Genomic DNA, 25,433 nt, shown 5'->3' with positions numbered 1-25,433 from the left:
GCGCTTAACCGGGGTTGTGAACCCTCGTTGGCAACGTTGCGATCTCTGTGGGGTATTTGCCACCGGAGACAGTAAAACGTTCTGCGGCGAGCAGTTTGGGCCGCTCGCCGCAACACGACATGCATTCTACCGAAATCGCGGTTTACAGTAGAATGTCAGTTAGTTTGACCTAGGGGTAGAAGCCGGTGGGCTTTTCAGCCAGGTTGATCATGATGTTCTTTTGCTGGGTGTAGTGCTCAAGGATCACCTTGTGGGTTTCGCGCCCGATGCCCGATTCCTTGTAGCCGCCAAAGGGAGCGCCCGCCGGGATGCTGTTGTAGCAGTTTACCCACATGCGCCCGGTTTCAACGGCCCTGCTCACGCGGATGGCGCGGTTGATGTCGCGCGTCCACACTGCGCCACCCAGACCAAAGACGCTGTCGTTGGCCATCTTGACCACTTCTTCTTCAGTCTTGAACTTGATGATGACGGCCACGGGGCCGAAGATTTCATCCTGGGCCACACGCATGTCGTTGGTGACATTGCCGAGCAGGGTGGGACGCATGAAGCAGCCCTTGCCCAGTTCGCCTTCAGTCACACGTTCACCACCGCAAAGCACCTTGGCTCCTTCGCCCTTGGCCTGCTCGATGCAGAGCAGTATGGCCTTGAGGTGCGATTCATATATCTGTGAACCCATCTGGGTTTTTGCTTCCCAGGGCAGGCCAACCTTGACGCGATTGAAGCGCTCAACAGCTTCAGCCACGAACTTGTCGTAAATATCTTCATGCACAAAAACACGCGATCCGGCGCAACATACCTGCCCCTGATTGAACAGGATGCCCAGTTGCAGGCCGTCCATAGCCAGATCCCACTGGCAGTCGGGGAAGAATATATTGGCCGACTTGCCGCCCAGTTCCAGGGTGGAGGGAATGAGGCGCTTGGCTGCGGCCAGACCCACACTGCGGCCCACGTCGGTGGAACCAGTGAAGGCAAGCTTGTTGAATCCGGGGTGGTCCAGAATATACTGGCCCGAGCGGGAGCCGCGGCCAGTAATAACGTTAAACACGCCCTTGGGCAGCACCTGGCCTATAAGGCGCGCCAGCTCAAGAACGGAAAGCGAGGTATGGTTTGAGGGCTTGAATACGGTGCAGCAACCGGCAGCCAGCACCGGAGCCAGCTTCCACGCCGCCATAAGGAAGGGGAAGTTCCAGGGCACGATCTGGCCCACAACGCCGATGGGTTCACGCAGAACCAGAGAAAGCGTGTTGCCGTCAAGCATGGTTGCGGTGCCTTCGTCGGCGCGCACTACACCCGCAAAGTAGCGGAAGTGGTCGGCGGCAAAGGGAATGTCCACATTCATTGTTTCGCGGATGGGCTTGCCGTTGTCCAGCGTTTCCACCATTGCGAGGTGTTCTTTGTTGGCGTCAATGATATCCGCTATCTTTAAAAGCAGGTTGGCGCGTTCGATGGGATCTGTTTTTCTCCAGCTTTCCCATGCGCGGGTGGCAGCTTTGACGGCGGCGTCAACATCTTCCTTGGTGGCTTCGGCGCAGGTGGCAAGGCGCTCGCCATTGGCGGGGCAGAAGGTGTCGTAAGTGGCGCCGTCAGAGGCGTCCTTCCACTGACCGTCGATGAAGAGGGAATATTTGTCCTGCAAATTTGGCTTTTTCATGACGCATCCTTTGGTTAAAGGTTGGCATACTCAGTAATCATTCTGTTATTTTAGTGCAATAACTCCTTATCCAGCATGCTTCATACTTAACGGCATGCAAAGTTAGAAAATAAACTCTAGTTGTGAAAAAAATATCAACCAAATGGCACTATGTTCAAGAATGATACATTCTCAACATGTCTCCGGGCGCATTGTAAGCTAAACGCTAAAAGAGAAAAATCGGCAACAGAGTCACGCTCTGCATGATTATCAGGATAGACCCTTAATAAATTGTCTGCAATTCAAACAAGATGAGCACCGGGTCACGCTATTTGTATCAGCGGCTATGTATTTCAGTGGGTTAGGTTGAACAATCACTCAACATAGAAAACTATGTGGCTGGTAAGGTGAAATTGGTTAGAGGCCGTGCGCAGCAGGGGCAACGTTGCATTCTGTTATGGCTGCATTGGCATTATGGCAAAGGGATTGTCAGAAACGGCAAGGCCGCGTTGTGGCAGGCAGGCTGTTTCAGGCTGTTTGCTGCTGGTATGCTGCCGATCCCGCACAGGCTATCCTGATAGGTATCTGGGCTGAGCATGGTTCGTGGCTGGCGTCAGTGTGCCGAAAAATGGAATTTAGAGCATTTTAACTTTGAAAAATTTTAGATGCTCTAACGCTGCACAAGCGTGCAGCGCGCCGCAACGCAGCGTGGATTCTGCCAGAAATCACATTTTTCGCGGAATGACAACTTTGAAATGTAATGCATTTCAAAGTTAATCTGCTCTAGTCAGAGCACGCGCCGTGTTACGGCGTGCTGTGCCCTTGCGTAGCGATGGAGCATCTAAACTTTTTCAAAGTTAAAATGCTCAAGGTGGTAAGCGCTTTTACAAGAAACTTCACTCTTTGCTTGCCTGTCTATAGCCGTGGCTGAACCTGGCTGCGTACAGCAGTGAGGCCGTATCCGCCGCATTCTGACCCGGTAGCACCAGAAAAACGGTCTGCCGTACAAGCCCGTGCTCTTCCACACACTGGGCCAGTGTTCCGGCGGTAGTCCAAACAAGGCGCTGGTCAGGCCAACCCACGCGGTAGGCGCACAGGATGGGCGTATCTGATGGAGTGTGGGCCAGCAGTTCAGCTTGCAGGTTTTCGCTGGCTCCGGCTGACAGGTAAACAGCCAGGGATGTGCCGTGGGCTGCCAGCAGGCGCAGGGCTTCGCGTTCCGGTACGGGAGTGCGCCCTTCCATGCGGGTAATGATGAGGCTCTGGGTTACTTCCGGCACGGTAAAGGTCACGCCTGCCGCTGCGGCTGCCGCACAGGCAGCGGTAACGCCCGGTATGACGCGCCAGGGAATGCCGTCCTGATCCAGCAACCGGGCCTGTTCGCGCAGCGCGCCGTACAGCGAAGGGTCGCCCGTATGCACGCGCGCCACTGCGCCGCCCGTAAGGGCCGTGCGCCGCACCAGATCATGACATTGCTCGAGCGTCAGCGGGGCGGAGTCTACTACGGGCACTCCGGGGGCTGCGCAGGCCACCACATCGGGCGGCACCAGCGAGCCGGCATAGATCACCAAACTGGCCTGCTCAATGGCCTTGCGGCCTTTGATGGTCAGCAGTTCGGGATCGCCGGGGCCTGCCCCCACAAAGCTGACAAGACCGGGGGCAATGCTTTTTGCGCACACAGACATTCCGTTGGCAGCGTCAGAACAGGCATTGGTGCAAGCATTGGGGTTGGCGCTAGGACATACTTCGGAACATGCCTCGGGGCGTACCTCAGAACATGCGCCGGAATTGGCACCAGAGCCGAGATTGGGACCGGGAGTTGCTTTGCTGCTATTCATGACCACGCTTCTGCGTCACGCCTTCGGGGGCGGGTTTTTGGGCCGTCACCAAAAAAACGGGATTCATTGCCGCCAAATGTATATCGCCTCCCAGCTCTCTGCCTTCTGAGGCCTGAATCTGGCAGATTTCCACAGGCCAGCCAAGACGTTCAAAAAAACTGCGGCACAGGCAGAACGTGTCCAGCAAGACACAACTTGCCACGACGCGGCCGCCCACAGGCAAACGAAGGCAGACATGCCCGAGGATGTCCTCGCCGTCTTCGCCAGAAAGGCCGCCGCCAATGAAAACACGGTGCGGATCAGGCAGCGAGGGCAGGCACTCCGGTGCTTCTCCCAGGCGTACGTCCAGAATGGCCGCGCCGAAGCGGCGGCGGTTTTCCTGAATACTCATGGCTCGTCCCACGGATCTTTCCACTGCCACCACACGGCCTTCGTGGGCCAATACCGTGGCTTCAAGCGCTACGGCCCCTGAGCCGGAGCCAACGTCCCACACCACATGATGCGGTTCAATCTGTAACAATGCCAGTGCCGTGGCCCGTACGGGTTTTTTGCTGATTAATCCTCTATCCACAGCCAGTTCGTGCGCGTTCAGGCCCAGCCGGGCGCGGCGCGGCGTATCGCCGGGTACGAGAATAAAGGTGCAGGCGGGGCCGAAGGATGTTCCGGCAGCTTGGGCCAGATCCATATTGTGGCAGATTTCGTCTGGTGCGCCCATGCGCTCAAAAATGTGGGCAGTGAACCAGTCAACGCCTCTGTCCAGAAGGTGCCGTGCCAGCAGGTCAGGCGTCATGCGGGCATCGGTGAGGATGCAGAGGGGAGCGTTTTTGCTGACTGCGGCATTGAGGGGGCCAAGGTCGTCCCGTCCGTGCAGGGAAAGGCAAATAACCTTGTGCCAGGGCAGGGCCAGCCGGGCGCAGGCCTGTTGCAGGGAGCTGACGGCAGGCATGAGGCGCACTGCCTCCTGCCCGAGCAGGCGCACCAGGGTAGCCCCAATGCCGAAAAGCAGCGGGTCGCCGTCGGCCAGCATGACAACGCGTTCTCCGGCTGCGCGCATTTGGCTCAGTCTGGTGAGCACTGGTTCCAGAGGGGTGCTCAGAGGCAGCAGGCGCGCCTTGAGCACGTCCTGGGCCGCATTGTCTTCATAAATATCAAGGGAAGAGGGCGCAGACAGGTTCGGGGAGCCAGCAGCACGGACCGGGGTGTTTTCTTCCGGCGCTGCGCCTGTCAATTCATGTAAGAGCTGTTTACCCCCGCAAATAACATCCGCCTCCTGCAACAAGGCACGCTGGTCGGCTGTGAGCAGCGGCAGGCCGCGCGGGCGGGCGCAATCCAGCCCAAGCACCGTAATGGGCGACGGTTCGGCTGTGGTTGGCTCAAAAATGAAGAAAGACTGCAAAATGTCTGACATGGGCGGCCAGTCGTCTGCCGATGCTTCTGCGGAATGTTCTTCCACTGGTTGCGGCGTGGACTTGTGCTGTCTTTTGGCAAGGCGGGCAGGCGAGGCCGATTTTGCTGGTTCGGGAATAATGCCAAGGCTGACGACTCCCGAAATTTTTTCGGCCGCTGCGGCAGAGGAGGCGTCCTCAACCGCGCCCACAGCAGCTTTCTGCGAAGCTTCCACTGAAGCTTCCACAGCTGCTCCGGGCAGAATCTCAGGCAGTTGCGGTTCAGGGGTCTCCTGCGGGACAAGAGACGGCGAGGTCGTTTGTGCCGCCTCTGGGGCGGTAGCAGGCAGTTCTGATGAAGGAGTGATCGCAGAGGCTGTGCCTGTGGCAGAATCTTCAAGCGGAGCATGGGGTTTGCCGGGCGCGTCAGTAGGCCCGTCGCCAGAAAGCGTGGCAGAGGCATCCCCAGCGTTTGCACCAGCGCCTGTGCCAGCGTCTGTGCCAGAAACGGCCTCAGAAGCTGTGCCAGAAACGGCGTCAGAAACGGGAGAAAGCGCGCGGGGTGTCTTGTCGGGTACGGAATCCGCCCGATGTTCACTTCCGGTTTCGGTTCCGCTCTGTGCGGGCACGGCGATGCCGGGCAGTGCGACCTGATGTTTCATAATGCCAGTAATTCCCTGCCGTCTGTGTGAAAAAGGTGCAGGCGCACATGGCGGCCTGCGAAATTTGCCGCTACAGCAGCGGCTTTTTCGCCTGTAAGGGCAATAACGTCATTTCCGGCTTTGTCTTGCAACAGCAGCTCCAGCGCGTGAGCGGCGGTGACGCAGTTGCGTACCTCATCTGCGCAGGCCGCGCCGCATTGGCGGCACAGGCGCGCAAGATCTTCCATGTCCAGATCCGCGTGGCGGGCATGCGTGTAGGCGTGGCCCTGAGCCAGTTTGACCAGTTTGCCGAAAAAACAGCCCCATATAAGATTTTCAAAAGGCATGGCCCCCGCGGCCTTGAGCGAAAATGCCGCAAAGTCTGCCACCTGAATGAAACTTCTTTGCGGCATCTGCGGATATTTGTCCATAAGCAGGCGTTCGGAGCGTCTGCCCGTGGTCAGGCCCATGTCGCGGCAGCCGGTTGCCAGCGCCACGGCCAGCCCTTGCTCGATGGTGGCCTTCCACGCCTGATGGCTGTAGGGGCGCACCGTACCTTGCGTGCCGAGGATGGAAATGCCGCCCACAATGCCAAGGCGCGGGTTGAACGTCTGCCGGGCCAGGCGTTCGCCTTCAGGAACACTGATGATGACACGCAAAGAAGGGCCCGGGCGCTCACCCAACTGCAAAGCCGCGCAGCGCAGGGCGAGGGTGATCTGCTGGCGCGGCGTCGGATTAACGGCTGCTTCTCCCACCGGAACAGGCAGCCCCGGCAGGGTCACGCGGCCCACGCCGGGGCCGCCTTCAATACTGACGGTAAAAGGGCGCGCCAAACCAGAGGCGTCGTTTGCTTCTTCAATAGTATGACTGATAGCAGGCTGTTCGGCTACAGGAAAATTTTCAACCACTGTGACCGTGATAAGCGCACCGGAGGTCGCGTCCGGGTCGTCGCCGCCATCTTTGCGTATAGATGCGTGGGCCACGCGCAGACTGCCTTGCGTATTGCCCTGTCCGCTGGGGCAGGTGGAGGCATCTGCGGAATGCGCTGTTTGGGAAGACGGCGTTTTTTGCGTAAAAAGCGCCGCAAATTCGGGGCATGAAGCCAGTTCTGGAGCTGCCCCGTGATCGCAGGCCGCCACTTCAAGCCGCAGCATACCCCTGGGTGCTGGGATTGGCTCGTCGGCAAAACCGCTGCCCGCAACGGTGCTGGCGGCTGTGCCATTGGCCGCCGCAAGGTGGCCGTCAGAGGTTGGGGCAGGGGTTGGCGCAGGCGGAAAGCTGAAAGGAGGAAGGGGCACATCCACATGGCTCGGCGCACGCCCCGTCTTCAAGAGATGCAGGGCGGCCAGAGCCGCGCCCGTAGCCGCAGAGCCCGTGGTAAATCCTTCGCGCAGTTTTGTGGTCATAATCAGTCTGTCATGTCAGGCAGCCAGACCTGCCCCTTGGCCACCAGAGTGACGGGGCCGTCCACTCCAGCCATAGACACGCCATCCTCGGAAAAGAGGCGTACATCCAAAGGAGAACCGCTGGGCTGCATGATGCTGAAGGCGTTGCCTCCGCCAGCCTGTGAACGGCTCAGGGCCAGGGCTAGCGCGCCGGAGCCGCAGGCGCTTTCAAGATAGTCGGTGCGTGTATCACGCACATGCACAATGGGCAGCATATTGAGCTGGCCTTGCAGCACGCGCCACCATATGACGCCCACAGCTTCTTCGTGCTCAAGCTCGTGGCGTTCACGCAGCAGAGCCGCCGCCGCGTGGCAATCCTCGGGCTGATTGTGGGTATGACCGTCCAGCAATAAGTGGCAGATGCCGGGAAGACGTACCAGATGTATGCCTTCGGCTTTGCGCTGTATGGTGATTTCGGGAAGGCGCAACCGGGCCTCCACAAGCCAGTGGGGCGCGCGGCCTCGTACATGAAGCTGCACAAGGCTCGGCCAGCCGGAGACGCTGACGTCATAACGGCGCTGTATTTCAGAAGATTCTGTAGAAACTATCGCGCCTGCGCTGCCGTCTGTGTCCTGCTGTACACGGCTTGAACCGTGGCAGGAAATGTCTTCAGGCTGCTCCAGGCAATCTTCGTCGCAGGCCAGCATCGCGCCCATGGCACGGCTGGCGTTGACGCAAAATTCGCCACCTGCCATGCGCAGGCTGGGGCCGCTGGCATCTACAAAGCCTGCCTGTTCGCCGCCAAGGCAGGATTCGCTCAAGGCTTGCCTGGCGAGGCGGCTTTGCAGGGACGTGGCAAGACCGCTCGTTGGGAACAGAAGCGTGGTGTTGCCGCCGGGGCTCCATTTGGAAAAAATGAGTGTGGGCATAGGGATATTCCTTTGACTCTTCTTCAAAGTATGCCTCAGGCGCGGCTGGCTGTCCAGCGGAGTGAAATGCTATGCTTTCAGCGTGAGGAATGCGAAAACACCCGTATTAAGGAAGTGGAGGCGGAAAAAGTACTTATTAGAAACTGTTTCCTATTTAAAACTTGCGGTTTTTCATAAAGGCGGTTATGAATAAGGCAGTTGCCGTCTCCAAAGGCTAAGCCTGGAGTGAGCTGGCAACGTGGCGGGCACACCGCGATTTACTGTTGGTTGACGGTAATTCGACGAACTTATCAACGTTTGGGAGGCAGTATGAAATCGTTTCGTCTTCTTGTTCTGGCCGCTGCTCTTGTACTGAGCTACGCTGTGGCCGCTGCGGCCGCTCCGGCCTGCACCAAGAAAATCGACAGCTTTGACTTCGTTGTGGACTACTCTGGTTCCATGATGATGAAGAACGCTCAATTGAAGCAGGACAAGATCCTTGTGGCCAAAAGCGTGCTGCAGCGCGTGAACGCCGCTATCCCTGCTCTGGACTATAACGGTGGCTTGCACACCATTTCCCCCAACGGCGTTATCGTTGCTCAGGGTCCCTGGGACCGCAACACGATGGCCGCTGGCATCAACAAGCTGCGTTCCGGTTTTGATGTCTTTGGTCGTATGACCAGCATGGGCACCGGCCTGCAGGCTTACGAACCCTTCCTGTCCAGCATGAAGCGCGATGCCGCCGTTATCCTCGTGACCGACGGCGACAACAACCGTGGTTCCAATCTGGTAGAAGTTGCCCGTCAGCTGTACGCCAGCCAGCGTAATTTGGTTATCCACATCGTTTCTTTCGCCGACAACAAGAACGGTGAAGAAACCATCAAGCAGGTTGCTGCTCTGAACCCCGCCACCATCGTGGTGCGTGGTGAAGAACTGGCCACCAGCGACGCCGCCGTTGAACGCTTCGTTCTGTCCGTGTTCTGCCAGGACGAAGACGTGATCGTGCTGCGTGGCGTGCACTTCGCTTTCAATTCCTATGCTCTTGACAGCAAGGCCATGGGCATCCTGAACGAAGCCGCCGGCCTGATCAAGGCTAGCCCCAACAAGCGCGTGGTGCTTTCTGGCTGGACCGACTGGATCGGTTCTGATGCCTACAACATGAAGCTTTCACAGGAACGCGCCAACAGCGTGAAGAACTACCTCGTGAAGCAGGGCATCCCCGCCAGCCGCATGACCGCCATTGGTCGTGGCAAGTCCTTCAAGTACAACAACGAAACCGCTGAAGGTCGCGCCATGAACAGGCGCACCGAAATCTCCTTCGAATAATCGAAGGGCGGTTGTTACTGGAATAACATGCAAAAAGCCGGGTGGCCCATGCCGCCCGGCTTTAATGTGTGAGGTGCTATGCGCAATCAAATATTTTTGGCTCTTTTGCTGACTTTCGGTCTGACGACAGGCGGTTGCGCCTGGTTTGGCGGCGACACTTCTTCCACTGAAGCGGCGATCACCCCGGCCCAGCCCGAAGAGGCTACCGAGCCAGCACCCGCGCCGGTTCCTCCGGCCACTGGCAAAGCCGCTAAGGCCGACAAAAAAGCCGCCAAACCTGCGGATAAAAAGACTTCTGCCAAGGGCGCTAAAACCGAGGCCCAGATTGCCGCTGAACTGGAAACCGTGGGACGTAAACTGGTCGCTCAGGCCGGTAGAACCGTGGTGCCTTCCAAGGCCAAGAAGGACGTGCGTCAGGTCGGCAAAGACTTTGTTGCAAGCTACGTTGAAGTGGACGAAAGCACCATCTCCACAGAATTGCGCCCCGGTGCTTCCGGTCAGTATGTAGGCTTTGTGCGCTACAAAGAAAATGTTTACGAATGCCGCGGCGCCAGCCGTCAGGCTGCCCTTACCGCAGCCTGCCAGCAGGTGAAAGCCCGCAGGATCAATGAATTGATCAGATATGACGGATCAAGCTGGCAGTACTAAGCCGCTTGAAATGCGTCAGGCATAAGGTTTTTCAGCGGGGCTTCGGCCCCGCTTTTTTTGTATGTACTCGCCACGAAAGGCGGGGCCGTTGTGTGGGCCGCCATCAGGCAGGTGCGCTCCAGCGTGCCTTGCGTGAAATTGCTGGCAATGCGCGGTAAAATGCCCCCGTGGTTTTTTGATTACGCCAAAATCCGTGGTAAAGATTGCTGCGAAAATTGCGGAGTACTTTGTACAAAGGCCAATTTACCCATGAATAGGGCGCGTGGCGTCATTACTATAATAAACACGGCGCTTGAGTTTCCGGCAAAGCAGATTACCCGCGAAATGCACCCCACTTCGAGCTCGCCGCCCTGACGGAGGATGTGATTATTGGGCTGAATCTACACGGTATTATGGTACGCTGTACGCCTGTTCAGCGTTAGCGCATGTAGCTGTTTTCAAAACGGAAATGTTTAGGTGCCGAACGGTTGGAAGAAAAGGTGGCGGGGTGAGCGGAAAGGTCAGATAAAGGTTGTGATCAGCACGAAATGATCCGAGTGGCACAGTGAGGGAACGCTGCGACAGCCTGTGGTCAGGCCACCACACGAGCTACTGTTGAAAGAAGTTATGGGGCGGTATCGTCGCAGGCGATGGCCTCTGGCGGAAGGTTGCTCACAATCCAGTTCACGCACTCCTGCGGAGTTTTGCATGACGCTTCACAGCACAGGGTGGCATAACGTGTGTACAGATCCTGCCGCTCCAGAAAAATATCGCGCAGCGTCTGCCCGGGAGCAATAGCCAGACCCCGCTGCGGGTTGCGGGCTATGCGTTCCTCGACCGTTTGCAGAGGCACGGCCAGATGCACCAGAGGCCCAAGTGTGGCAAGGTGGCACATGGCCTTTTCGCGGTAAACAACGCTGCCGCCTGTGGCAATGACAGTGCGGTTGGCTTTTATGGAACTGATCACGCTGGCTTCCACATCAAGAAAGTCGTCCTTGCTCAGGGCGTCGGTGACGTCTTGCAGGCGTGCGCCATAGATGGCTTCAATAAGATGGTCGCTGTCCATAAAAGCCCAGTCCAGGCGGCGGGCAAGCGCTTCGCCAATGGTGGACTTTCCTGCTCCCGCCATGCCGATCAGAACAATGCACGGTGATGGCCTGACCGGAGCTGTGATGGAAGAAGGACCAGAACAATCTGTGGCGACGGCAGTAGAAGAGGAAGCAGACATTGTGGCTCCTTGACCAGTGGGAAAGACATCTGAAATGTGCCCAAGGGGCGGGTTGCTGTCAAGCCAAGTCAGCACCACAGGCTCAACCCCTAAAGTTTGATGGCCGCTGGCCGATAAGCGTAGCAGAGGTGGTATCATGCCCATGACAGTATGCAAAAAAACAGTGATTGCCCGCACGTTGCGCCGCACGGTTCTGAGCGCGGCTGTTTTGTGTTTGAGCGCCGTGTCTGGACCGTTTGACGTGCTTCCGGCGCAGGCTGCGGAATCCTCACAGCCGCAAACCTTGCCAGACGGCGGGGCAAATCTGAATGAGGCCTGGATGCGCAATGGCGGTGCACGCCTGTATTGGAATACACTGACGCAACCGCGCCAGCTGCGCATGGCGGGCGCGGCATTTGCCGACCCGGCTGCTGTACCTGAACTCATGTCCAGCCCTCAGGGGCAACCTGCGGGCACGTCTGTGGGCAAGGGCAGCCGTAGCGCTGCACCGCACAGCATAACGGTTGATCCCAACGCTCCAGTGCGGCCCTGGCCCCGTGGCGCGTCGCGGCCTGCAAAAAAGGACGCAGCCGCCACAGTACAGCAGACTAAAACCTCGGCACAAAAACCAGTCTCGGCCAGCCCCGCCCTTACGCCGCCAGCGGCGCAGCAGGGCAGCGGCAAGGCAGTGCCTGCGGCATCGGCTGCAACGGCAAATCCGGCTTCGGGCAAAAATGGAACCCGTGGGGGTACGGCAGTAACAGTAAACGGCCAGTCCGGCAGCGCAACTTCTGTGCAGCCACAGGCGGCAACTAGCGCTGGTAACGGACGAGCAGGCGGATCTTCCGCCGCATCTGCTCCCAACGGGGGCATGCCAGCAACCACGCCAGCAGCCATACCTGCAACTACGCCGTCCACTTCCTCCCCAATGTCACTGACGGGAACGGGGCCAGCAGCAGGCGCGTTGGGGCAGACAGCGGCAGGCTCTGCGCGGCAGGGTAATGCCAATTCTCTTGCAGATGTTCCTATCCCTCCGCCTGTACCAGCCCTCACTGCCGACGACCTGCTTCCTCCTTCCAATGGAGCGGGCTACGGTTCAGAGCCTGCCGTTGGTTCTGGCGCTGCCGCTGGCTCCAGTTCTGCCTTCGGGGCCAGTTCCGGTTCTGGCTCCGGTTCTGGTTCTGGCGGAGCCGCATCCGTGCGAGCCCCATTGCCCTGATATCAGTTACGCTATTTTTTATTTGGCGTGACTGCGCAGTTTTTTTTGCATGGGGCTCAAGGGCTCTGGCGGTTCTGTGCCGCAGATTTTCGACAACCAAGCGAATATGCAGAGCAGGGCAGGCACAGTCTGCGCTTGACGAGGGGGCTGCGTGCGTGTATGTAGCTTCTTCCATATATTTTAACGCCAGGGCCTTGCCGTCCCTTACCGCGATGCGGTGGACGGCACCCCAACCGCTAAAAGCCCGGCGTACCGCAAAGTCCCGGTTCGGGCGCTGGCCATACCGGAAATTTTAAGGAGTCAGTCATGAAAAGAACTTATCAGCCTAGCAAAATCAGAAGGGCCCGCACCCACGGTTTTCGCGCTCGTATGGCCACCCCCGGTGGGCGTGCTATTCTGCGTCGCCGTCGCGCCAAGGGCCGCAAGCACCTCAGCGCCTGATTGAACGGGGGGCAACCCCTGTTCGTCGTCCGGGAGCTTCCATGTGCCGGTACCTCCTGCCCCGGCAGTTGCGCATCCGCCGCCGGGTGGAGTTTACAGCCTGCTACGAGCGGGGCAGGCGCTACCACAGCGAGCATTTCCTTGTCTTTGTGTTGCCGGGAGCCTGTCCCGGTCTTCGCGCGCGTACTGGCATGGCTGTCTCCCGTAAGGTGGGCAACGCCGTGGTTCGAAATCGCGTCAAGAGACTCTTGCGGGAATTCTACCGCCTACACAGAGAGGAGCTGCCCGTGGAGGCTGACATCGTAACCATAGCCAAAAAGCATACCGGACAAGCCGCACTGGACTACGCCCATGTGGCTGCGGAGCTTTTGCCACTGTTGCAGCGAGCGGCCCGACACCAGTCGGGCTCTTCGGCATTGGCGGGTCTGCCATGAGCAAATTGTTGCGCACTTTCTGCGTATTTCCCATCCGGGTATACCAGCGCTGCATCTCGCCCGTGTTGCCCCCTGCTTGCCGTTATTATCCCACCTGTTCCGCCTATGCCGTAGAGGCCGTCATGACCCACGGCGTGCTGCGGGGCGGCTGGCTTGCGCTCAAGCGCCTGGCCAGCTGTCACCCTTGGGGCGGTTCGGGCTATGACCCGGTTCCACCACCAGCACGACGTCGTCATGACGTTCCGCCATTGTCCCAGGAGTGAGCGCCCTCATGCAAGACGGTAAAAATCTTATCATCGCCATTGTTCTTTGTCTTATTGTCATTGTCGGCTGGGGTTATCTGGCCGAGCATATGGGCTGGACCTCCAAGCCCGCCCCCGTGGCGCAGCAAAATCAAAGCCAGCAGGCTCCGCAGCAGCAAGCGCAGACCGCGCCTGCACCTGCGCAGACTAACCTGCCTGTTTTTGCGCCCTCAGCCGGGCGCGACCTCACTGTGGACACTCCCCTTTATGAAGCCGTTATTTACAGCGGCGGCGGCGCGCTGCGCTCGTTCAAACTCAAGAACTATCAGGTTGGCCTGGTGGCTGATTCGCCGCTGGTCAATATGGTTGATCCCAAGACGGCCCAGGTGGCCCCTCTTGGGCTGGTTATCAACAGCCAGCCTTCGTGGAGCACCGGCCAGTGGTCTATGGATACCGATGAAAAGGGCCTTACCCTTGGGCAGAATCAGCAGGGAACCCTGCGCCTGATCGGTGAAGTGGACAATTTGCGCGTGGTTCGTGAATTGACCTTCAACTCTTCGAACTACCTTATCAGCGAAAAAGTTCGTGTGACGAACCAGGGCGAACAGGCCCGCAGCGTGCGCGTGAGCTACACAGCTGCCGCTGATGCAAGCAATGCATCTGGCGACCGTTACGACGCCATGCGCATTGCCTGGGATAATGACGGCAGCCTCAAGGAAGAAAGCTCATCCGGCACCCTTGAAACCACAGGCGTGCAGGCTGTAGGCAAGATTTACTGGGCTGGCGCCATGAGCACCTATTTTCTTACGGCTGTGCTGCCCGGCGATGTCAACAACGTGACCATCAAGGGCGTCATGCAGCAGAACGTGTACCGCGCTGCTGTGGAAGAGCAGGAAACCCTGCTTGGCCCCGGTCAGGAAAAGGAACTGTCTGTTTCTTACTGGGTTGGCCCCAAGGTGCGCTCCGAGCTTCAGGCCGTTTCACCCCAGCTTGCCAAAAGCGTCGATTTGGGCTTTTTCCACATCATTGCCAAGGGTCTGTTGTGGCTGCTGGAATTCTTCCAGAAGTATGTTCACAACTGGGGCCTGTCCATCATTCTGCTGACCGTGCTCATCAAGGCCGTGTTCTGGCCCCTTACGGCCAAGAGCTACGCCTCAATGGAAAAGATGAAGAAGCTGCAGCCCCATATGACGGAGCTGCGCGAAAAGTACAAGGACAACAAGGAGCAGATGAACAAGGAGGTCATGTCCCTCTACAAGACCTATGGCGTTAACCCCGCCAGCGGTTGCGTGCCCATCCTTATTCAGATGCCTGTGTTCTTTGGCCTGTATCAGGCCCTGCTGACCTCCATTGAGCTGCGCCATGCGCCCTTCATCAAGTACCTGCCGGGTACGGACATGCTCTGGCTGGCAGACTTGTCTACCAAAGACCCGCTGTATATTACTCCTATCATCATGGGCTTCACCATGTTTTTGCAGCAGAAGATGAGTCCTCCTGCCACGGACCCCACCCAGCAGAAGATCATGATGTTTCTGCCCATTATCTTCACCGTGCTTTTCCTGAACTTCCCCTCAGGGCTTGTGCTGTACTGGCTGGTTAACAACGTGCTTTCCATTGCCCAGCAGCAGATGATGATCCGTAAGTTCAAGGCCCACGCCGCCGCGAAATAGCCGCAACGGCGGTCTGTACCGCCTATTGGAACGAGGACGAGTATGGAAGGGTTTAAAGAATTCCAGGGGAAGGACCTGGACAGCGCCATCGAAGAGGCTTGCAGTTACTTCGATTCGGCGCGCGAAAAGCTGGAAATTGAAATCGTGCAAGATTCCAAGTCCGGTATATTTGGAATCGTTGGTGCGCGCAAAGCCAAAGTGCGCGCGCGCCGGGTGCAACTGCGTGAAGCTGTTGAAAGCGCGCTTGGCCGCAAGGGGGGGCAAACCGCCCCCGCCGCCGCAAGCGACGCCGCTTCGGCTGAAGCCCCGGAAAAAAGCCGTAATCAGCGTGAAGAAAATGGGCAGGCCCCCGCTGGCCAGCAAGAAAAGCGTAATGGCCGTTCCCGCGGGCGTAAGCCTGCTGCCGAAGCCGGAACAGCCAGCCAGCCTGAAGCCGCACAGGGTCGCGAGGCCCGGTCTGGCAAGGGGACTGGCCCGCGTTCTGAAAAGCAGGGCGATAAAAACGCCGAGCGTGGCGCTGAGAAAAACAACGTTCGCAACGGTGACAAAGCTGCCGACAAAGCCTCTGATAAAAGCCCTGAAAAATCAGTTGAAAAAGCTGAAATCGAAGGGCGGGCTGAACGCTCCAGAGACAGAGCCCCCAAAAATGGCGGGCGAGGCCAGAATGGCCAGAACGGCGACGAAAACCGCCGGGGAGAGGGCCGTGGCCGCCGCGGAGAAGCGCATGACAGCCGCGAGAATCGCAGCGCCGTGAAAGAAGGCGGCCGCGAAGTTGCCCGTCAGGCCAAGTCTGTTGACTCTCTGGACGATGATTTTGAAGAAGTAGCTGAGGGCCTGCCTGCAATGCCTATGGAGCAGCTCGATCAGGAGCGGCTCGAGGCGCTTGTGCGCGACACCGTACGCCAGCTCGTGCGTCCCATCGTTGGCGACGCTGTGCAGCTTGAAGTAAAGCTTGGCGGCGACAGGGTGCAGGTCGGTATTGATAGTGAGGAAGATTCCGGCCTGCTGATTGGCCGCGAAGGCCAAACTCTGGCAGCGCTTCAGTACATGATTTCGCGCATTGTATCGCGCGGTATGAACGCCGCCGTGCGCGTGCAGCTTGACGCTGGCGAGTACCGCAGCCGTCAGGACGAAAAACTGCGCGAAATGGCGCTTTCGCTGGCTGAAAAGGTGCGTCTGAGTGGCCGTTCTTATTCCACGCGGCCCCTGTCGTCCTATCACCGCCGCATCGTGCACGTCTGTTTGCAGGAAGCCACGGATGTGCAGACACGCAGCACGGGCGATGGCCCCATGAAGAGAGTTGTCATACTGCGCAGGAAGGCTGAAAAGAACTAGAGCCTTTCAACTTTGAGAGTAAATATTTTCAAAGTTAAGCTCCGTTACATTCTTTCAGCGTAAATCCGGCTGTTGCGCCCGCAAGGGCTGCGATTTAAAATTGCCGGGCTGTGCTTTCATTTATAGCGGCTTCCGTATTTTCGCCTTGGGCGAAGAGGCGGGAGCCGCATTTTCCTGAACCCTGAAAAGCCGGGCCGCCATATGGCCCACGGCAAGGAACAGAGGCTTGCGGCGCGATCATGAGCAGCACCAGCACCAATGACACCATTGCGGCCATTGCCACTCCCCCCGGTTCTGGTGGGGTAGGTATTGTACGCATTTCAGGCCCGGAAGCCAAACAGGTGCTCTCGCGTATGTTTTTGCCTCTGTCGTCCAAGTTCGACAATTTTCGCCCCTGGCTCATGCACAGAGGCCGCGTTCTGGACTGGAACGGTGAAGCTCTGGACGATGTGCTGGTTGTGTTTATGCCCGGCCCGCGCAGCTTTACTGGTGAAGATGTGGCCGAGATTCATTGCCACGGCGGGGCCTTCATCGTACAGGCCGTTCTGGAAAGCGCGTTGCGGCAGGGCGCGCGCCAAGCCCTGAAAGGCGAATTTTCAAGACGCGCGCTTGTTAATGGCCGTATGGACCTGAGCCAGGCCGAGGCCGTGGCCGAGCTGATCGCCGCGCCCTCGCGCGAGGCCCTGCGCTATGGGCTTAACCGCCTGGACGGGCTGCTCGCCCGCCGCACCGAAGCGCTGCGCAACGAGCTTGAAGAATTGCGCATGCAGGTTTGTGTGGCCGTGGATTTTCCCGAAGATGAAGTAGAGGGTATGGACGCCCCTACGTTCAGCGCTACTATTGATAAGGTTGCCAAAGCGCTGCGGCACCTGCTTCAGGGCAGCCGCCGGGCGCGCGTCATGCAGCAGGGTGCGGTAGTGGTGCTGGCTGGCGCAGTCAACGCAGGCAAATCCAGCCTCATGAACGCGCTGCTCGGGCGCAACCGTGCGCTTGTTACGGATATTCCCGGCACAACCAGAGATTTTCTTGAAGAAGCCTGCGATCTTAACGGTCTGCCGGTGCGCCTGACAGACACGGCTGGCCTGCGCAAGGCTGCTGAAAGTATTGAAGAGCTGGGCGTGGAGCGCAGCCGTCAAAAACTGGCCGAAGCCGACGCCATTGTTCTGGTTCTGGACGGTGGCGCTTTGGGGGAAGCCGGGGCTGACGCCGAAGTTTGTCCCGACCCGGCAGCGCGTGAAGTGCTGGATTCTGCGGGCAACACGCCTGTGCTGGTAGTATGGAATAAATGCGACCTGTGCATGCCACAAAAATTTCCCCCACGTTGGATTCAGGGCCAAACCTGTTGCGTAACAAGCGCTTTTTCCGATACACAGGTGGAGGACATGGCCGAACACCTGCGTACGCTGTTGTTGTCAGAGGGCGAAACTGCCGGAGAAGAGGGACTTGCGCCCAATGCGCGGCAAACCTTGGCCCTTGAAGCGAGCCTGGCCGAACTGACTGCCCTGCAAGAAGATGTGGATGCCGGGCGGCCATATGACTGTTGCGCCGTGCGTCTGGACGTTGCTGCCGCCCATTTGGCGGAAGTAACAGGGCTGAGCAGCCCTGCCGAGGTTCTGGACAAGGTTTTTTCTCAATTCTGCATTGGCAAGTAGTCTGGTAAATTACTTATGGATATTGATGTCTTACGACGCCGTTTGAGCAGTGAGGAAGTAAATGCTCTGCCCCTGTGCCATTATGAGGGACAGGTGCATGTGGTGCGCAGTGAAGAAGACTGGCAGAGCGTGCGGCCGCAACTGCTTGAGGAAAGTATTCTCGGTTTTGACACAGAAACGCGGCCTTCTTTCCGCAAGGGACGGCGCAATTCACCCGCGCTTATTCAGCTGGCAACAGCGCAGGCTGTGTACCTGATACAGTTGGCCTGGATGCCCTTTGGCCCTGAACTGGCGGAATTGCTGGCAAATCCCGCCCAGATCAAGGCTGGTGTGGGCATCAGGGACGACATGCGCGATCTGGCCAAGCTGTACGATTTTGAGCCAGCCGGGCTCGTTGATCTGGGGGGCGTGGCAAGAGCCCATAGAATGCCCAGCCAGGGCTTGCGCACATTGGCCGCCAATTTTTTTGGCTGGCGCATTTCCAAGGGATCGCAGTGCTCAAACTGGAGCCTGCCAGAACTCAGCGCACGCCAGATAGCCTATGCCGCCACCGACGCCTGGATAGGCCGTCTTATTTTCATGCGCATGTGCGAGCTGGGGCTTATTCCTTCCGCGCGCCCCGCGGCCTGGCCTGTCGGAGATTGCGGGAGCAGCGCATGAAGGCCACCCCGGCCCCAACGGCCTTTCCGGCCCTTGGCCCGCGCCTGACATTCTTTACGGGTGGTACAGCACTGCGCGGCCTGAGCCGTGAGCTGACCCGTCACACACACAACTCTGTTCATCTGGTCACCACATTTGATTCCGGCGGCAGCTCGGCGGCTTTGCGCCGGGCTTTTGCCATGCCCGCCGTGGGTGATATTCGCAACCGTCTGCTGGCCCTGGCCGACAGTGCGGTGGTGCCCGCCACGGTACTGGATTTTTGTGCAGGCCGCCTGCCTGCCGAAGATGAAGTTGTGGCGGAGGGTGTGAACATTGCAGGTTTCAATGTCTCCCTGTCTGGCAAAAAAGATCCGGCGGATTTTTTGCGTCTGCAGCTCACAGGCATGGGCAGGCCAGGGCACCGGGTCTGGAAAACCATGCCCCGCGTTTTTGCCGACGCCTTGCGCCTGCACCTGAATTTCTTTCTGGACCGCATGCCTGCGGATTTTGATCCTTACCGTGCCTGCTTCGGCAATCTTGTGCTGGCAGGGGGCTATTTGCACCACAAGCGTGACTTTGACCCCGTGCTGGCCTTCTTCAGCCGCTTGTTGCAAACAAGGGGCGTGGTTCGGCCCATTGTAAGGGAAAGCTTGCATCTGGCTGCGGAACTGGATGACGGCTCTGTGATTGTGGGGCAGCACTGCTTCAGGGATTTGCCCCGCCCTGTGCGGCGGCTTTTTCTCACCGTGCATGAGCCGGAGCGGCTCAATGACCAGAATTTTCGTGATCTTTCCACCACGCCCTGCCGCCCGCCGCTGGCTCCAGCCGCCAACGTCTATTTGAGTTCTGCCGGGGCCATCTGCTATCCTATGGGCAGCTTCTACACCAGTGTGCTGGCCAACCTGCTGCCGCAGGGCGTTGGGCGCACTGTGGCCGAAGCGGACTGCCCTAAAATTTTTATTCCAAACTCTGGCAACGACGCCGAATTGTTCGGCCTCAGCGTAGCTGAACAAGCCGCTATGATTTTGCGTCATCTGCGTGAAGACGCACCAAACGCGCCCACAGACCGGCTTTTGCACCATGTGCTGGTGGATTCACGCCACGGATGCTACGAAGGCGGCCTTGGACCCGAGGTGCGTCGCGCTCTTGAAGATATGGGCCTCAACCTTGTGGACCGCCACATGGTGTGCGTAAACGATCCCCAGCATCATGAGCCGGAACTGACGGCCCGCGCCATCCTTGATCTTCTGCCGGGCAAAACTGCGGAGATCTGAGTGAAATCCGAATATACTGGCCCGCAGGGGTCTGAACAGAGCGTCCCTGGCCCTGATACCACAGGTGTCACGCAGGAATTTCGCGTGGACCAGCAGGCGGGGCAAAGGCTCGATCAGGCTTTGGAAGCGCTTTTGCCGCAAATGGGAATACGGGGGCGCAAGCGCTGTATCGAAAAAGGCCTTATTCTCGTCAATGGCCGCGCCGCGCCTGCCTCACGCCGCATGCGTGAGGGGGATCTTGTGACGCTGCTTGAGGCAGAAGCGCAAGCGGCGGCCAGCAGCGCCCCAACAGGGCCCGGCATGCGGCCTTCGGCTACTTCAAACGAAAATTCTTCCACAACTGATCCCTGTTCGCTTGCAGCCGCCCTTGGGTTGCGCATGCTCACCGTGCGCAATGGCTACTGCTTTTTCAGCAAACCTGCCTATATGCACAGCGCCGCCCTGGCTGGAAGTTCTGAACCCAGTGTGGAGGCTCTTGCCCCTGCCCTGGTGGAGCAATGGGCGGGGCGCCACTGTGGGCAAACTACATGCTCCCCTGGCGCTTCCGCTGGATTGGATGCTCATCGTAATAGTGGAGTGGCGGCCCAGCATGAAAAGCTGATGCTGCTGCAAAGGCTGGATTTTGGAACTTCTGGTCTGCTTTGCGCGGCCCTGACGCCCGAATCTGCCGCAGATTTTCGTGCCGCCGAGGCCGAAGGCTACTGCGAAAAGCGGTATGTGGCCCTGCTGACGGGCGTGCTTTCCGGCCCTGCTACAGCGCGTCAGGTCCTGAACGCCAATGGCCGGCGCAAAACACGCCTGCGGGAAGCACAAGCCGACAGAACGCGCTGGACAGATTTTTGGCCTCTGCATGTCTGGCATCCTGGCGAGACTGACACCGAAGACCTGCGGGCGCTGCTTGCCCACAATTTTTCAGGTGCAAACTCCAGCGTAGCGACCGGCCAGCCTTATGGGGCCGACAGCTCGGTGGCAGATGGCGCGGCTTCTGCCCTGGATTTGCCGCTGCACCTTCCCCCTCAAGGGCTTACACTGGCAGCCTGCCGCATACGGCGGGGCGCGCGTCACCAGATACGGGTACACGCCGCCGGGCTGGGCCACGCATTGTGGGGAGACGCTCTGTATGCAGAGAGCGAAGATTCGCTGCATCCAGATGCAGAGAATTCTTTGCAGCAGCCTTCGATGCCCCGATTTTTTTTGCACCACGGCGGCCTGCGCCTGCCTGGCACGGCTTGCGTTGACGACCTTTCCTGGCCGCTGCCGGACGACCTGATGGGCCTTGTCCGCACATGGTTTGCCGGAGTCATGCCAGCGCGGACGCATCCAATGTCATGAAATATTGAGTGCGTAAACAGTTTTTCATGTCCAAAAAAAATATTCCCAACAGCTTGAAGATACTGTAAATCCGCAGCCAGGGATTAAAACTTTTATTTGTTTTGCTCGTGGCCTCTTGGCACCTGCCCCTAGTGAGTATACATTTATTCAGTCAAAAGACGGCGGCCTGCCAGGATGGCCCGTCAGGCGGGCAACCGCCGAAACGTCAACCGCCGGAACATCAACCGTTATAGCGCATGGCAGTGGTCATGTACGTGTAACCGATTCAAGGAGAAAGGATGTTTCCAGCGCTGTTGCCTAAATCCGCACCATTTTTTGCCATGCTGGAAGAGCAGAACAGTCTTCTGCGACGCATGGCTGGTCTGCTGGTTGAAATGCTGGACGATGTGGCCAATATGGACCATATCCATAAGGAAATCGCCTTTCTGGAAGAAGAGGCGGACGTTCTGCACAGTCAGATCATCCGTGATCTCTCGCAAACATTCATTACTCCCATTGACCGCGAAGACATCCTGCGCATCAATCAGGAGCAGGAAGAGTGCATGGACTGCCTGCACAGCCTGAGCACCCGGCTGCATATTTTTGAATTCACGCGCATACGCTTTCCCGCACTTCAGATGGCCCGCACCATCAGCGCCATGCTGGATATGAGCCGGCTCATGCTTGAGGGGCTGACTCATCGGCGCGACTGCCACAAAACCCGCGCCTTCCGCAATTTGCGGGGCGAGTGCGATATGCTGCTCGCTGTGGGGCTGGCGGAACTGCTGGACGAACAGCAGGAAATCACCGTGCCCCAGATCATGCAGACGCTTAAATGGAGTCAGGCTTACGAACGCATGAGCATCTTGCTTGAGCAGGTCAATGCCCTGGCTGAAACCATTGAAGAAGCGGTGCTGAAAAATGTTTGATATTCCTGTGCTGCTGGCGCTTATTGTGCTGGTGGCGCTTATCTTCGACTTCACCAACGGTGCTCATGACTGCGCCAACGCCATTGCCACGGTAGTGTCCACCAAGGTGGTCACTCCACGGTTTGCCGTGGGCGCGGCGGCTCTGCTCAATCTGGGCGGCGCGCTTCTGGGTACGGAAGTGGCCAAGACGCTGGGCAGCGGCATTGTGCTGCCTCATGTGGTTGAGGGCAGCCATGTGCTTGTTCTGGCGGCTCTGGTGGGAGCCATCACCTGGAACTGCATCACCTGGTATTTCGGCATTCCCTCGTCTTCGTCCCACGCCCTTATTGGCGGACTTATCGGAGCAGCCGTTGCTGACGCCGGATTTGGCGCATTGAACGGCAAGGGGATTCTTGACAAGGTGCTCATCCCGCTGGTGGCTTCGCCATTGGCGGGTTTTCTTATGGGCTACCTGATTATGTGGATTATTTTCTGGATATGTGCGCGAGTACACCGCCGCCGGGTCAACGGCATTTTCAGGCGGCTGCAACTGGTGTCGGCTGGGTTTATGGCCATCAGCCACGGCCTGAACGACGCTCAGAAAACTATGGGTATCATCACCCTGGCGCTGCTTATTTTTGGAAAAATCGACGCTGTTGAAGTGCCTTTGTGGGTCAAGCTGTCCTGCGCCGGGGCTATGGCCCTGGGCACTGCTGTGGGCGGCTGGAAAATCGTGAAGACCATGGGACACCGCATCTTCAAATTGGAGCCCGTACACGGCTTTGCAGCTGAAACTTCGGCGGCAATGGTCATTACCGGAGCTTCGATGATGGGCGCGCCTGTGAGCACCACCCATACCATCACGGCCTGCATCTTTGGCGTGGGGTCTACCAAGCGGCTTTCTGCCGTGCGCTGGAACGTGGCCGGAAGTCTGGTCACTGCCTGGTTGCTGACCTTGCCCGCTGCGGGCACCGTTGGTTTTGTGTCTTACTGGTTGCTGCACTTTATCTGGAACTGATTACCGTTCTTTCAATCATATGAGAGCAGCCCCGGCCAACTGGCAGGGGCTGCTCTGTTTTTGGCGGCACGCCGCTTGTTGAAGTATCTGCAGCGACGCTCCCGTAAGACGATTCCATCAACGGTTCAGGCAAGTTCTGCGGCCGCATTAGCCATTGCCGTGTCAGCGTAGTGCAGATACCGACAGCGAATTCTTGGGCAAAACTTTCGCGTAACTCATTACCGTCTTTGTCCGTAGTTTCGCGGCAGCCGTTGCCCCAAGGGCTTACGGATGGCGACAGCGATTGCATAGAAAAAACAGGGTTGTTACACATGCTGTCTTTAGGCGTAGTTTCCTTCGTCACAACGCTTAAAGCCTGCGTCGCAACGGCTCAAGCAAGGAAGCTACGTTGACGCCTTCCGGCGGGCGTCACATGTGCCGTGGCTTGGCCTTTTGAAGCAAAAATACACACACAGATTTCAATCAAAAATGGGGATCTGTTCAGGCCCAATGGCATGAAAGCATGTTGTGTATATGCGCCGTGCCGTGTTGCCGGATAAAGGGCGCACGTCAAGAATCGGCAGAAGCCGGAAAATGCGGATCGGGCGGGTGCCCGGCTCAAATGTGGGGGAGGGGGCGGCTAGAGCATTTCACGCATGAAATGTTCGCAAGGAGTTGTCAGATCCTTGCCGCAAAATAGGCGCAGGCGGGCTTTATTTGCCGCTACACGTCTATCAGGCGTAACGGGCTCTAGCTGTCTTCGCGTTCTTCCTGGCAAGCGCGGCACAGGCCAACACCGGGCAGCGCCTCAAGGCGTTTCAGGGGAATGGGATCGCCGCATTCGCGGCAGCAGGCCACGCCATCAATGATTTCAGGCCCTTCGCGGTCAATGGCCGCACGAGCTCTCAAAAGGGCAGATTCCCGGTCCAGGCGTTCCAGTTCAGTAGCTTGATCAAAAACGTCCATGCTGTCTCCTGTCAAAGTAAGCGGCAACCCCGCCGGAGCGGGGTTGCCGTAGTAATCGTAGTCGATTTTCAACGCAGACTATTTAGTCCACAATTTTTTTCCTGTAAAGCCCCTGATGAGCTTTTTAGGCGGGAATCTGAGCCAGAATGTCTTCAAGGTTTTGCAAAAAGCCATCAAGGTCAGACTTGTCGATATTCAGGGGCGGCAGAAGGCGCAGAGTTATGCCGTGACTCAGGTTGCATATGTAACCCCGGCGCAGCAGTTCTTCCCACACGGGCTTGCCGTCAACGGCAAGTTCTATGCCGACCATAAGGCCTAGGCCGCGCACTTCTTTAATTTTTCCGGGCTGGCGCGTCTGCATGGCGGCCAGTTCACGCTTCAGGTGTTCGCCCAGTTCGGCGGCCCTGTCAGCCAGTTTGTCACGCAGCAGAATTTCCACAACCTTGGCTGCCACGCCCGAAGCAAGAGCGCCGCCGCCAAAGGTGGTGGCATGGCTGCCTGCTTCAAAGCCCCTGGCGACCTCGTCTGTGGCGAGCATGGCTCCCATGGGCAGGCCGTTTGCTAGAGATTTGGCCATGCTGATGGCGTCGGGCTTCAGACCATACTGCTGGAAAGCCCAGAATTTACCTGTACGGGCAAGGCCTGCCTGAACTTCGTCGCACATGAAGAGCACGTCGCGTTCCCGGCACAGGGCTTCAAGTTGGCGCAGGTATTCGCCGCACAGAGGCACCACGCCGCCTTCGCCCTGTACCACTTCCACCAGAACAGCGGCGGTAGCCGGGGTAATGGCAGCCTTCATAGCTTCAATATCACCAGCGGGAACCTGTTTGAATCCTTCGGGCAGCGGCGCGAAACCGTCACTGAGGTTTTCGCGCCCGGTGGCGGCAAGAGCGCCGAGGGTACGTCCGTGGAAGCAGCCTTCAAGGGTGATGATTTCGTAAGCATCGCGCTGCTTCACCTTGCGCATATAGCGCCGGGCCAGCTTGATGCAGGCCTCGTTGGCCTCAGCCCCGGAATTACAGAAAAATGCTTTCTGATGATGGCTGGTGGACAGCAGCAGGCGGGCCAGTTCAAGCTGTTCTTCCTGATAGAACAGATTGCTCACATGCCAGAGTTTTTCGGCGTGAGCCGCAAGAGCGGCGTTAACCTCGTCGTTGCAGTGTCCCAGGCTGGTGACGGCAATGCCCGCCAGCAAGTCCACATATTCCTTGCCGTCTGCATCCCACAATCGCGCGCCCTTGCCTCGGACCACAGCCACGGGATAGCGGCTGTAAGAACGGCAGAGCAGGCTTTCTTCCCCGGCTTTGACGGCAGCAAAGGCTTGTGACATGGACGGACTCCTTTTCTCAGTGAACATATGGTGTTGGGATGGGCGCGTACCGGCGTTTCCGGTACAGC

The 25,433-nt window shown here is 58.2% G+C and carries 22 protein-coding genes; 14 read left to right on the top strand and 8 right to left on the bottom strand.

The annotated features are described in order from the left end of the window. Window positions 1-169: 169 nt before the first annotated feature. The 5 genes from HNQ38_RS12675 to HNQ38_RS12655 all read right to left on the bottom strand — a co-directional run bounded on the left by HNQ38_RS12675 (window position 170) and on the right by HNQ38_RS12655 (window position 7,808). Complete coding sequence (locus HNQ38_RS12675; protein ID WP_183721658.1) at window positions 170-1,651, bottom strand: aldehyde dehydrogenase family protein; 1,482 nt, start codon at window positions 1,649-1,651, stop codon at window positions 170-172. A gap of 875 nt (window positions 1,652-2,526) precedes the next feature. Beyond that, window positions 2,527-3,315 carry a precorrin-4 C(11)-methyltransferase gene (gene cobM, locus HNQ38_RS12670; RefSeq protein ID WP_183721792.1) on the bottom strand — a complete coding sequence of 263 codons (789 nt, stop codon included), beginning with the start codon at window positions 3,313-3,315 and terminating at the stop codon, window positions 2,527-2,529. A gap of 145 nt (window positions 3,316-3,460) precedes the next feature. Further along, complete coding sequence (gene cbiE, locus HNQ38_RS12665) at window positions 3,461-5,515, bottom strand: precorrin-6y C5,15-methyltransferase (decarboxylating) subunit CbiE (RefSeq protein ID WP_246388145.1); 2,055 nt, start codon at window positions 5,513-5,515, stop codon at window positions 3,461-3,463. Beyond that, window positions 5,512-6,900 carry a cobalt-precorrin-5B (C(1))-methyltransferase CbiD gene (gene cbiD, locus HNQ38_RS12660; protein WP_183721655.1) on the bottom strand — a complete coding sequence of 463 codons (1,389 nt, stop codon included), beginning with the start codon at window positions 6,898-6,900 and terminating at the stop codon, window positions 5,512-5,514. Before cbiD ends, cbiE begins: the two co-directional genes overlap by 4 nt. A gap of 2 nt (window positions 6,901-6,902) precedes the next feature. Continuing rightward, a complete protein-coding gene (locus tag HNQ38_RS12655; RefSeq protein WP_183721651.1) occupies window positions 6,903-7,808 on the bottom strand; it encodes a histidine racemase CntK family protein in 906 nt (301 codons plus the stop codon). 309 nt (window positions 7,809-8,117) lie between these two features. Here HNQ38_RS12655 and HNQ38_RS12650 point away from each other — a divergent pair, with 309 nt between their 5' ends. Together HNQ38_RS12650 and HNQ38_RS12645 are read left to right on the top strand one after the other, a co-directional pair. Continuing rightward, the gene (locus HNQ38_RS12650) at window positions 8,118-9,113 is read left to right on the top strand and encodes an OmpA family protein (RefSeq protein WP_183721648.1); all 996 of its coding nucleotides are present in this window, start codon (window positions 8,118-8,120) and stop codon (window positions 9,111-9,113) included. Between the two features lie 78 nt (window positions 9,114-9,191). Continuing rightward, window positions 9,192-9,761, top strand: a complete 570-nt coding sequence (locus HNQ38_RS12645) for a translation initiation factor 2 (protein WP_183721645.1) — start codon at window positions 9,192-9,194, stop codon at window positions 9,759-9,761. Window positions 9,762-10,365: 604 nt separating this feature from the next. Here the strand turns inward: HNQ38_RS12645 and thrB are convergent. Beyond that, entirely contained in the window at window positions 10,366-10,968 is a 603-nt protein-coding gene (gene thrB, locus HNQ38_RS12640; RefSeq protein WP_281377852.1) for a homoserine kinase, read from the bottom strand. Between the two features lie 136 nt (window positions 10,969-11,104). On the opposite strand from thrB, the gene HNQ38_RS12635 reads away from it, so the two are divergent. The 12 genes from HNQ38_RS12635 (at window position 11,105) to HNQ38_RS12580 (ending at window position 23,090) form a co-directional block, all read left to right on the top strand. Further along, complete coding sequence (locus HNQ38_RS12635; RefSeq protein ID WP_183721642.1) at window positions 11,105-12,166, top strand: hypothetical protein; 1,062 nt, start codon at window positions 11,105-11,107, stop codon at window positions 12,164-12,166. A gap of 306 nt (window positions 12,167-12,472) precedes the next feature. Next, window positions 12,473-12,607 (top strand): 50S ribosomal protein L34, encoded by a 135-nt coding sequence (gene rpmH, locus HNQ38_RS12630; protein ID WP_183721639.1) that lies wholly within the window; start codon window positions 12,473-12,475, stop codon window positions 12,605-12,607. Between the two features lie 41 nt (window positions 12,608-12,648). After that, window positions 12,649-13,041, top strand: a complete 393-nt coding sequence (gene rnpA, locus HNQ38_RS12625) for a ribonuclease P protein component (RefSeq protein ID WP_183721636.1) — start codon at window positions 12,649-12,651, stop codon at window positions 13,039-13,041. Next, a complete protein-coding gene (gene yidD, locus HNQ38_RS12620) occupies window positions 13,038-13,304 on the top strand; it encodes a membrane protein insertion efficiency factor YidD (protein ID WP_183721634.1) in 267 nt (88 codons plus the stop codon). The genes rnpA and yidD overlap by 4 nt, the downstream gene beginning before the upstream one ends. 8 nt (window positions 13,305-13,312) lie before the next feature. After that, complete coding sequence (gene yidC, locus HNQ38_RS12615) at window positions 13,313-14,953, top strand: membrane protein insertase YidC (protein WP_183721630.1); 1,641 nt, start codon at window positions 13,313-13,315, stop codon at window positions 14,951-14,953. Between the two features lie 42 nt (window positions 14,954-14,995). Continuing rightward, window positions 14,996-16,288 carry a protein jag gene (locus HNQ38_RS12610; RefSeq protein ID WP_183721627.1) on the top strand — a complete coding sequence of 431 codons (1,293 nt, stop codon included), beginning with the start codon at window positions 14,996-14,998 and terminating at the stop codon, window positions 16,286-16,288. A 239-nt stretch (window positions 16,289-16,527) separates the two neighbouring features. Continuing rightward, window positions 16,528-17,940, top strand: a complete 1,413-nt coding sequence (gene mnmE, locus HNQ38_RS12605) for a tRNA uridine-5-carboxymethylaminomethyl(34) synthesis GTPase MnmE (RefSeq protein ID WP_183721623.1) — start codon at window positions 16,528-16,530, stop codon at window positions 17,938-17,940. A gap of 15 nt (window positions 17,941-17,955) precedes the next feature. After that, window positions 17,956-18,600, top strand: coding sequence for a 3'-5' exonuclease (locus HNQ38_RS12600; RefSeq protein WP_183721619.1), 645 nt, complete (start codon window positions 17,956-17,958; stop codon window positions 18,598-18,600). After that, window positions 18,597-19,853, top strand: a complete 1,257-nt coding sequence (locus HNQ38_RS12595) for a GAK system CofD-like protein (protein ID WP_183721616.1) — start codon at window positions 18,597-18,599, stop codon at window positions 19,851-19,853. Before HNQ38_RS12600 ends, HNQ38_RS12595 begins: the two co-directional genes overlap by 4 nt. After that, window positions 19,854-21,185 carry a pseudouridine synthase gene (locus tag HNQ38_RS14285; protein WP_183721613.1) on the top strand — a complete coding sequence of 444 codons (1,332 nt, stop codon included), beginning with the start codon at window positions 19,854-19,856 and terminating at the stop codon, window positions 21,183-21,185. Window positions 21,186-21,463: 278 nt separating this feature from the next. Further along, window positions 21,464-22,093: a DUF47 domain-containing protein gene (locus HNQ38_RS12585; protein ID WP_183721610.1), complete on the top strand. Its 630-nt coding sequence runs from the start codon at window positions 21,464-21,466 to the stop codon at window positions 22,091-22,093. Then, window positions 22,086-23,090 carry an inorganic phosphate transporter gene (locus HNQ38_RS12580; protein WP_183721607.1) on the top strand — a complete coding sequence of 335 codons (1,005 nt, stop codon included), beginning with the start codon at window positions 22,086-22,088 and terminating at the stop codon, window positions 23,088-23,090. Before HNQ38_RS12585 ends, HNQ38_RS12580 begins: the two co-directional genes overlap by 8 nt. Before the next feature lie 729 nt (window positions 23,091-23,819). Here the strand turns inward: HNQ38_RS12580 and HNQ38_RS12575 are convergent. Both HNQ38_RS12575 and HNQ38_RS12570 read right to left on the bottom strand, forming a co-directional pair. Further along, complete coding sequence (locus tag HNQ38_RS12575) at window positions 23,820-24,035, bottom strand: TraR/DksA family transcriptional regulator (protein ID WP_183721604.1); 216 nt, start codon at window positions 24,033-24,035, stop codon at window positions 23,820-23,822. Between the two features lie 124 nt (window positions 24,036-24,159). After that, window positions 24,160-25,365 (bottom strand): aspartate aminotransferase family protein, encoded by a 1,206-nt coding sequence (locus HNQ38_RS12570; RefSeq protein WP_183721601.1) that lies wholly within the window; start codon window positions 25,363-25,365, stop codon window positions 24,160-24,162. Between the last annotated feature and the right edge of the window lie 68 nt (window positions 25,366-25,433).

Origin of the sequence: Desulfovibrio intestinalis (genome assembly GCF_014202345.1) — a bacterium.
Lineage (GTDB): Bacteria > Desulfobacterota > Desulfovibrionia > Desulfovibrionales > Desulfovibrionaceae > Desulfovibrio > Desulfovibrio intestinalis.
Note: the sequence above shows the minus strand (reverse complement) of the source record. Positions and strands in the feature narration are given on the sequence as shown.

Excerpts from the sequence above, each read along its gene's own strand:
- HNQ38_RS12675 (WP_183721658.1), bottom strand. The coding sequence starts at position 1,651 with ATGAAAAAGCCAAATTTGCAGGACAAATATTCCCTCTTCATCGACGGT.
- cobM (WP_183721792.1), bottom strand. The coding sequence starts at position 3,315 with ATGTCTGTGTGCGCAAAAAGCATTGCCCCCGGTCTTGTCAGCTTTGTG.
- cbiE (WP_246388145.1), bottom strand. The coding sequence starts at position 5,515 with ATGAAACATCAGGTCGCACTGCCCGGCATCGCCGTGCCCGCACAGAGC.
- cbiD (WP_183721655.1), bottom strand. The coding sequence starts at position 6,900 with ATGACCACAAAACTGCGCGAAGGATTTACCACGGGCTCTGCGGCTACG.
- HNQ38_RS12655 (WP_183721651.1), bottom strand. The coding sequence starts at position 7,808 with ATGCCCACACTCATTTTTTCCAAATGGAGCCCCGGCGGCAACACCACG.
- HNQ38_RS12650 (WP_183721648.1), top strand. The coding sequence starts at position 8,118 with ATGAAATCGTTTCGTCTTCTTGTTCTGGCCGCTGCTCTTGTACTGAGC.
- HNQ38_RS12645 (WP_183721645.1), top strand. The coding sequence starts at position 9,192 with ATGCGCAATCAAATATTTTTGGCTCTTTTGCTGACTTTCGGTCTGACG.
- thrB (WP_281377852.1), bottom strand. The coding sequence starts at position 10,968 with ATGTCTGCTTCCTCTTCTACTGCCGTCGCCACAGATTGTTCTGGTCCT.
- HNQ38_RS12635 (WP_183721642.1), top strand. The coding sequence starts at position 11,105 with ATGCCCATGACAGTATGCAAAAAAACAGTGATTGCCCGCACGTTGCGC.
- rpmH (WP_183721639.1), top strand. The coding sequence starts at position 12,473 with ATGAAAAGAACTTATCAGCCTAGCAAAATCAGAAGGGCCCGCACCCAC.
- rnpA (WP_183721636.1), top strand. The coding sequence starts at position 12,649 with ATGTGCCGGTACCTCCTGCCCCGGCAGTTGCGCATCCGCCGCCGGGTG.
- yidD (WP_183721634.1), top strand. The coding sequence starts at position 13,038 with ATGAGCAAATTGTTGCGCACTTTCTGCGTATTTCCCATCCGGGTATAC.
- yidC (WP_183721630.1), top strand. The coding sequence starts at position 13,313 with ATGCAAGACGGTAAAAATCTTATCATCGCCATTGTTCTTTGTCTTATT.
- HNQ38_RS12610 (WP_183721627.1), top strand. The coding sequence starts at position 14,996 with ATGGAAGGGTTTAAAGAATTCCAGGGGAAGGACCTGGACAGCGCCATC.
- mnmE (WP_183721623.1), top strand. The coding sequence starts at position 16,528 with ATGAGCAGCACCAGCACCAATGACACCATTGCGGCCATTGCCACTCCC.
- HNQ38_RS12600 (WP_183721619.1), top strand. The coding sequence starts at position 17,956 with ATGGATATTGATGTCTTACGACGCCGTTTGAGCAGTGAGGAAGTAAAT.
- HNQ38_RS12595 (WP_183721616.1), top strand. The coding sequence starts at position 18,597 with ATGAAGGCCACCCCGGCCCCAACGGCCTTTCCGGCCCTTGGCCCGCGC.
- HNQ38_RS12585 (WP_183721610.1), top strand. The coding sequence starts at position 21,464 with ATGTTTCCAGCGCTGTTGCCTAAATCCGCACCATTTTTTGCCATGCTG.
- HNQ38_RS12580 (WP_183721607.1), top strand. The coding sequence starts at position 22,086 with ATGTTTGATATTCCTGTGCTGCTGGCGCTTATTGTGCTGGTGGCGCTT.
- HNQ38_RS12575 (WP_183721604.1), bottom strand. The coding sequence starts at position 24,035 with ATGGACGTTTTTGATCAAGCTACTGAACTGGAACGCCTGGACCGGGAA.
- HNQ38_RS12570 (WP_183721601.1), bottom strand. The coding sequence starts at position 25,365 with ATGTCACAAGCCTTTGCTGCCGTCAAAGCCGGGGAAGAAAGCCTGCTC.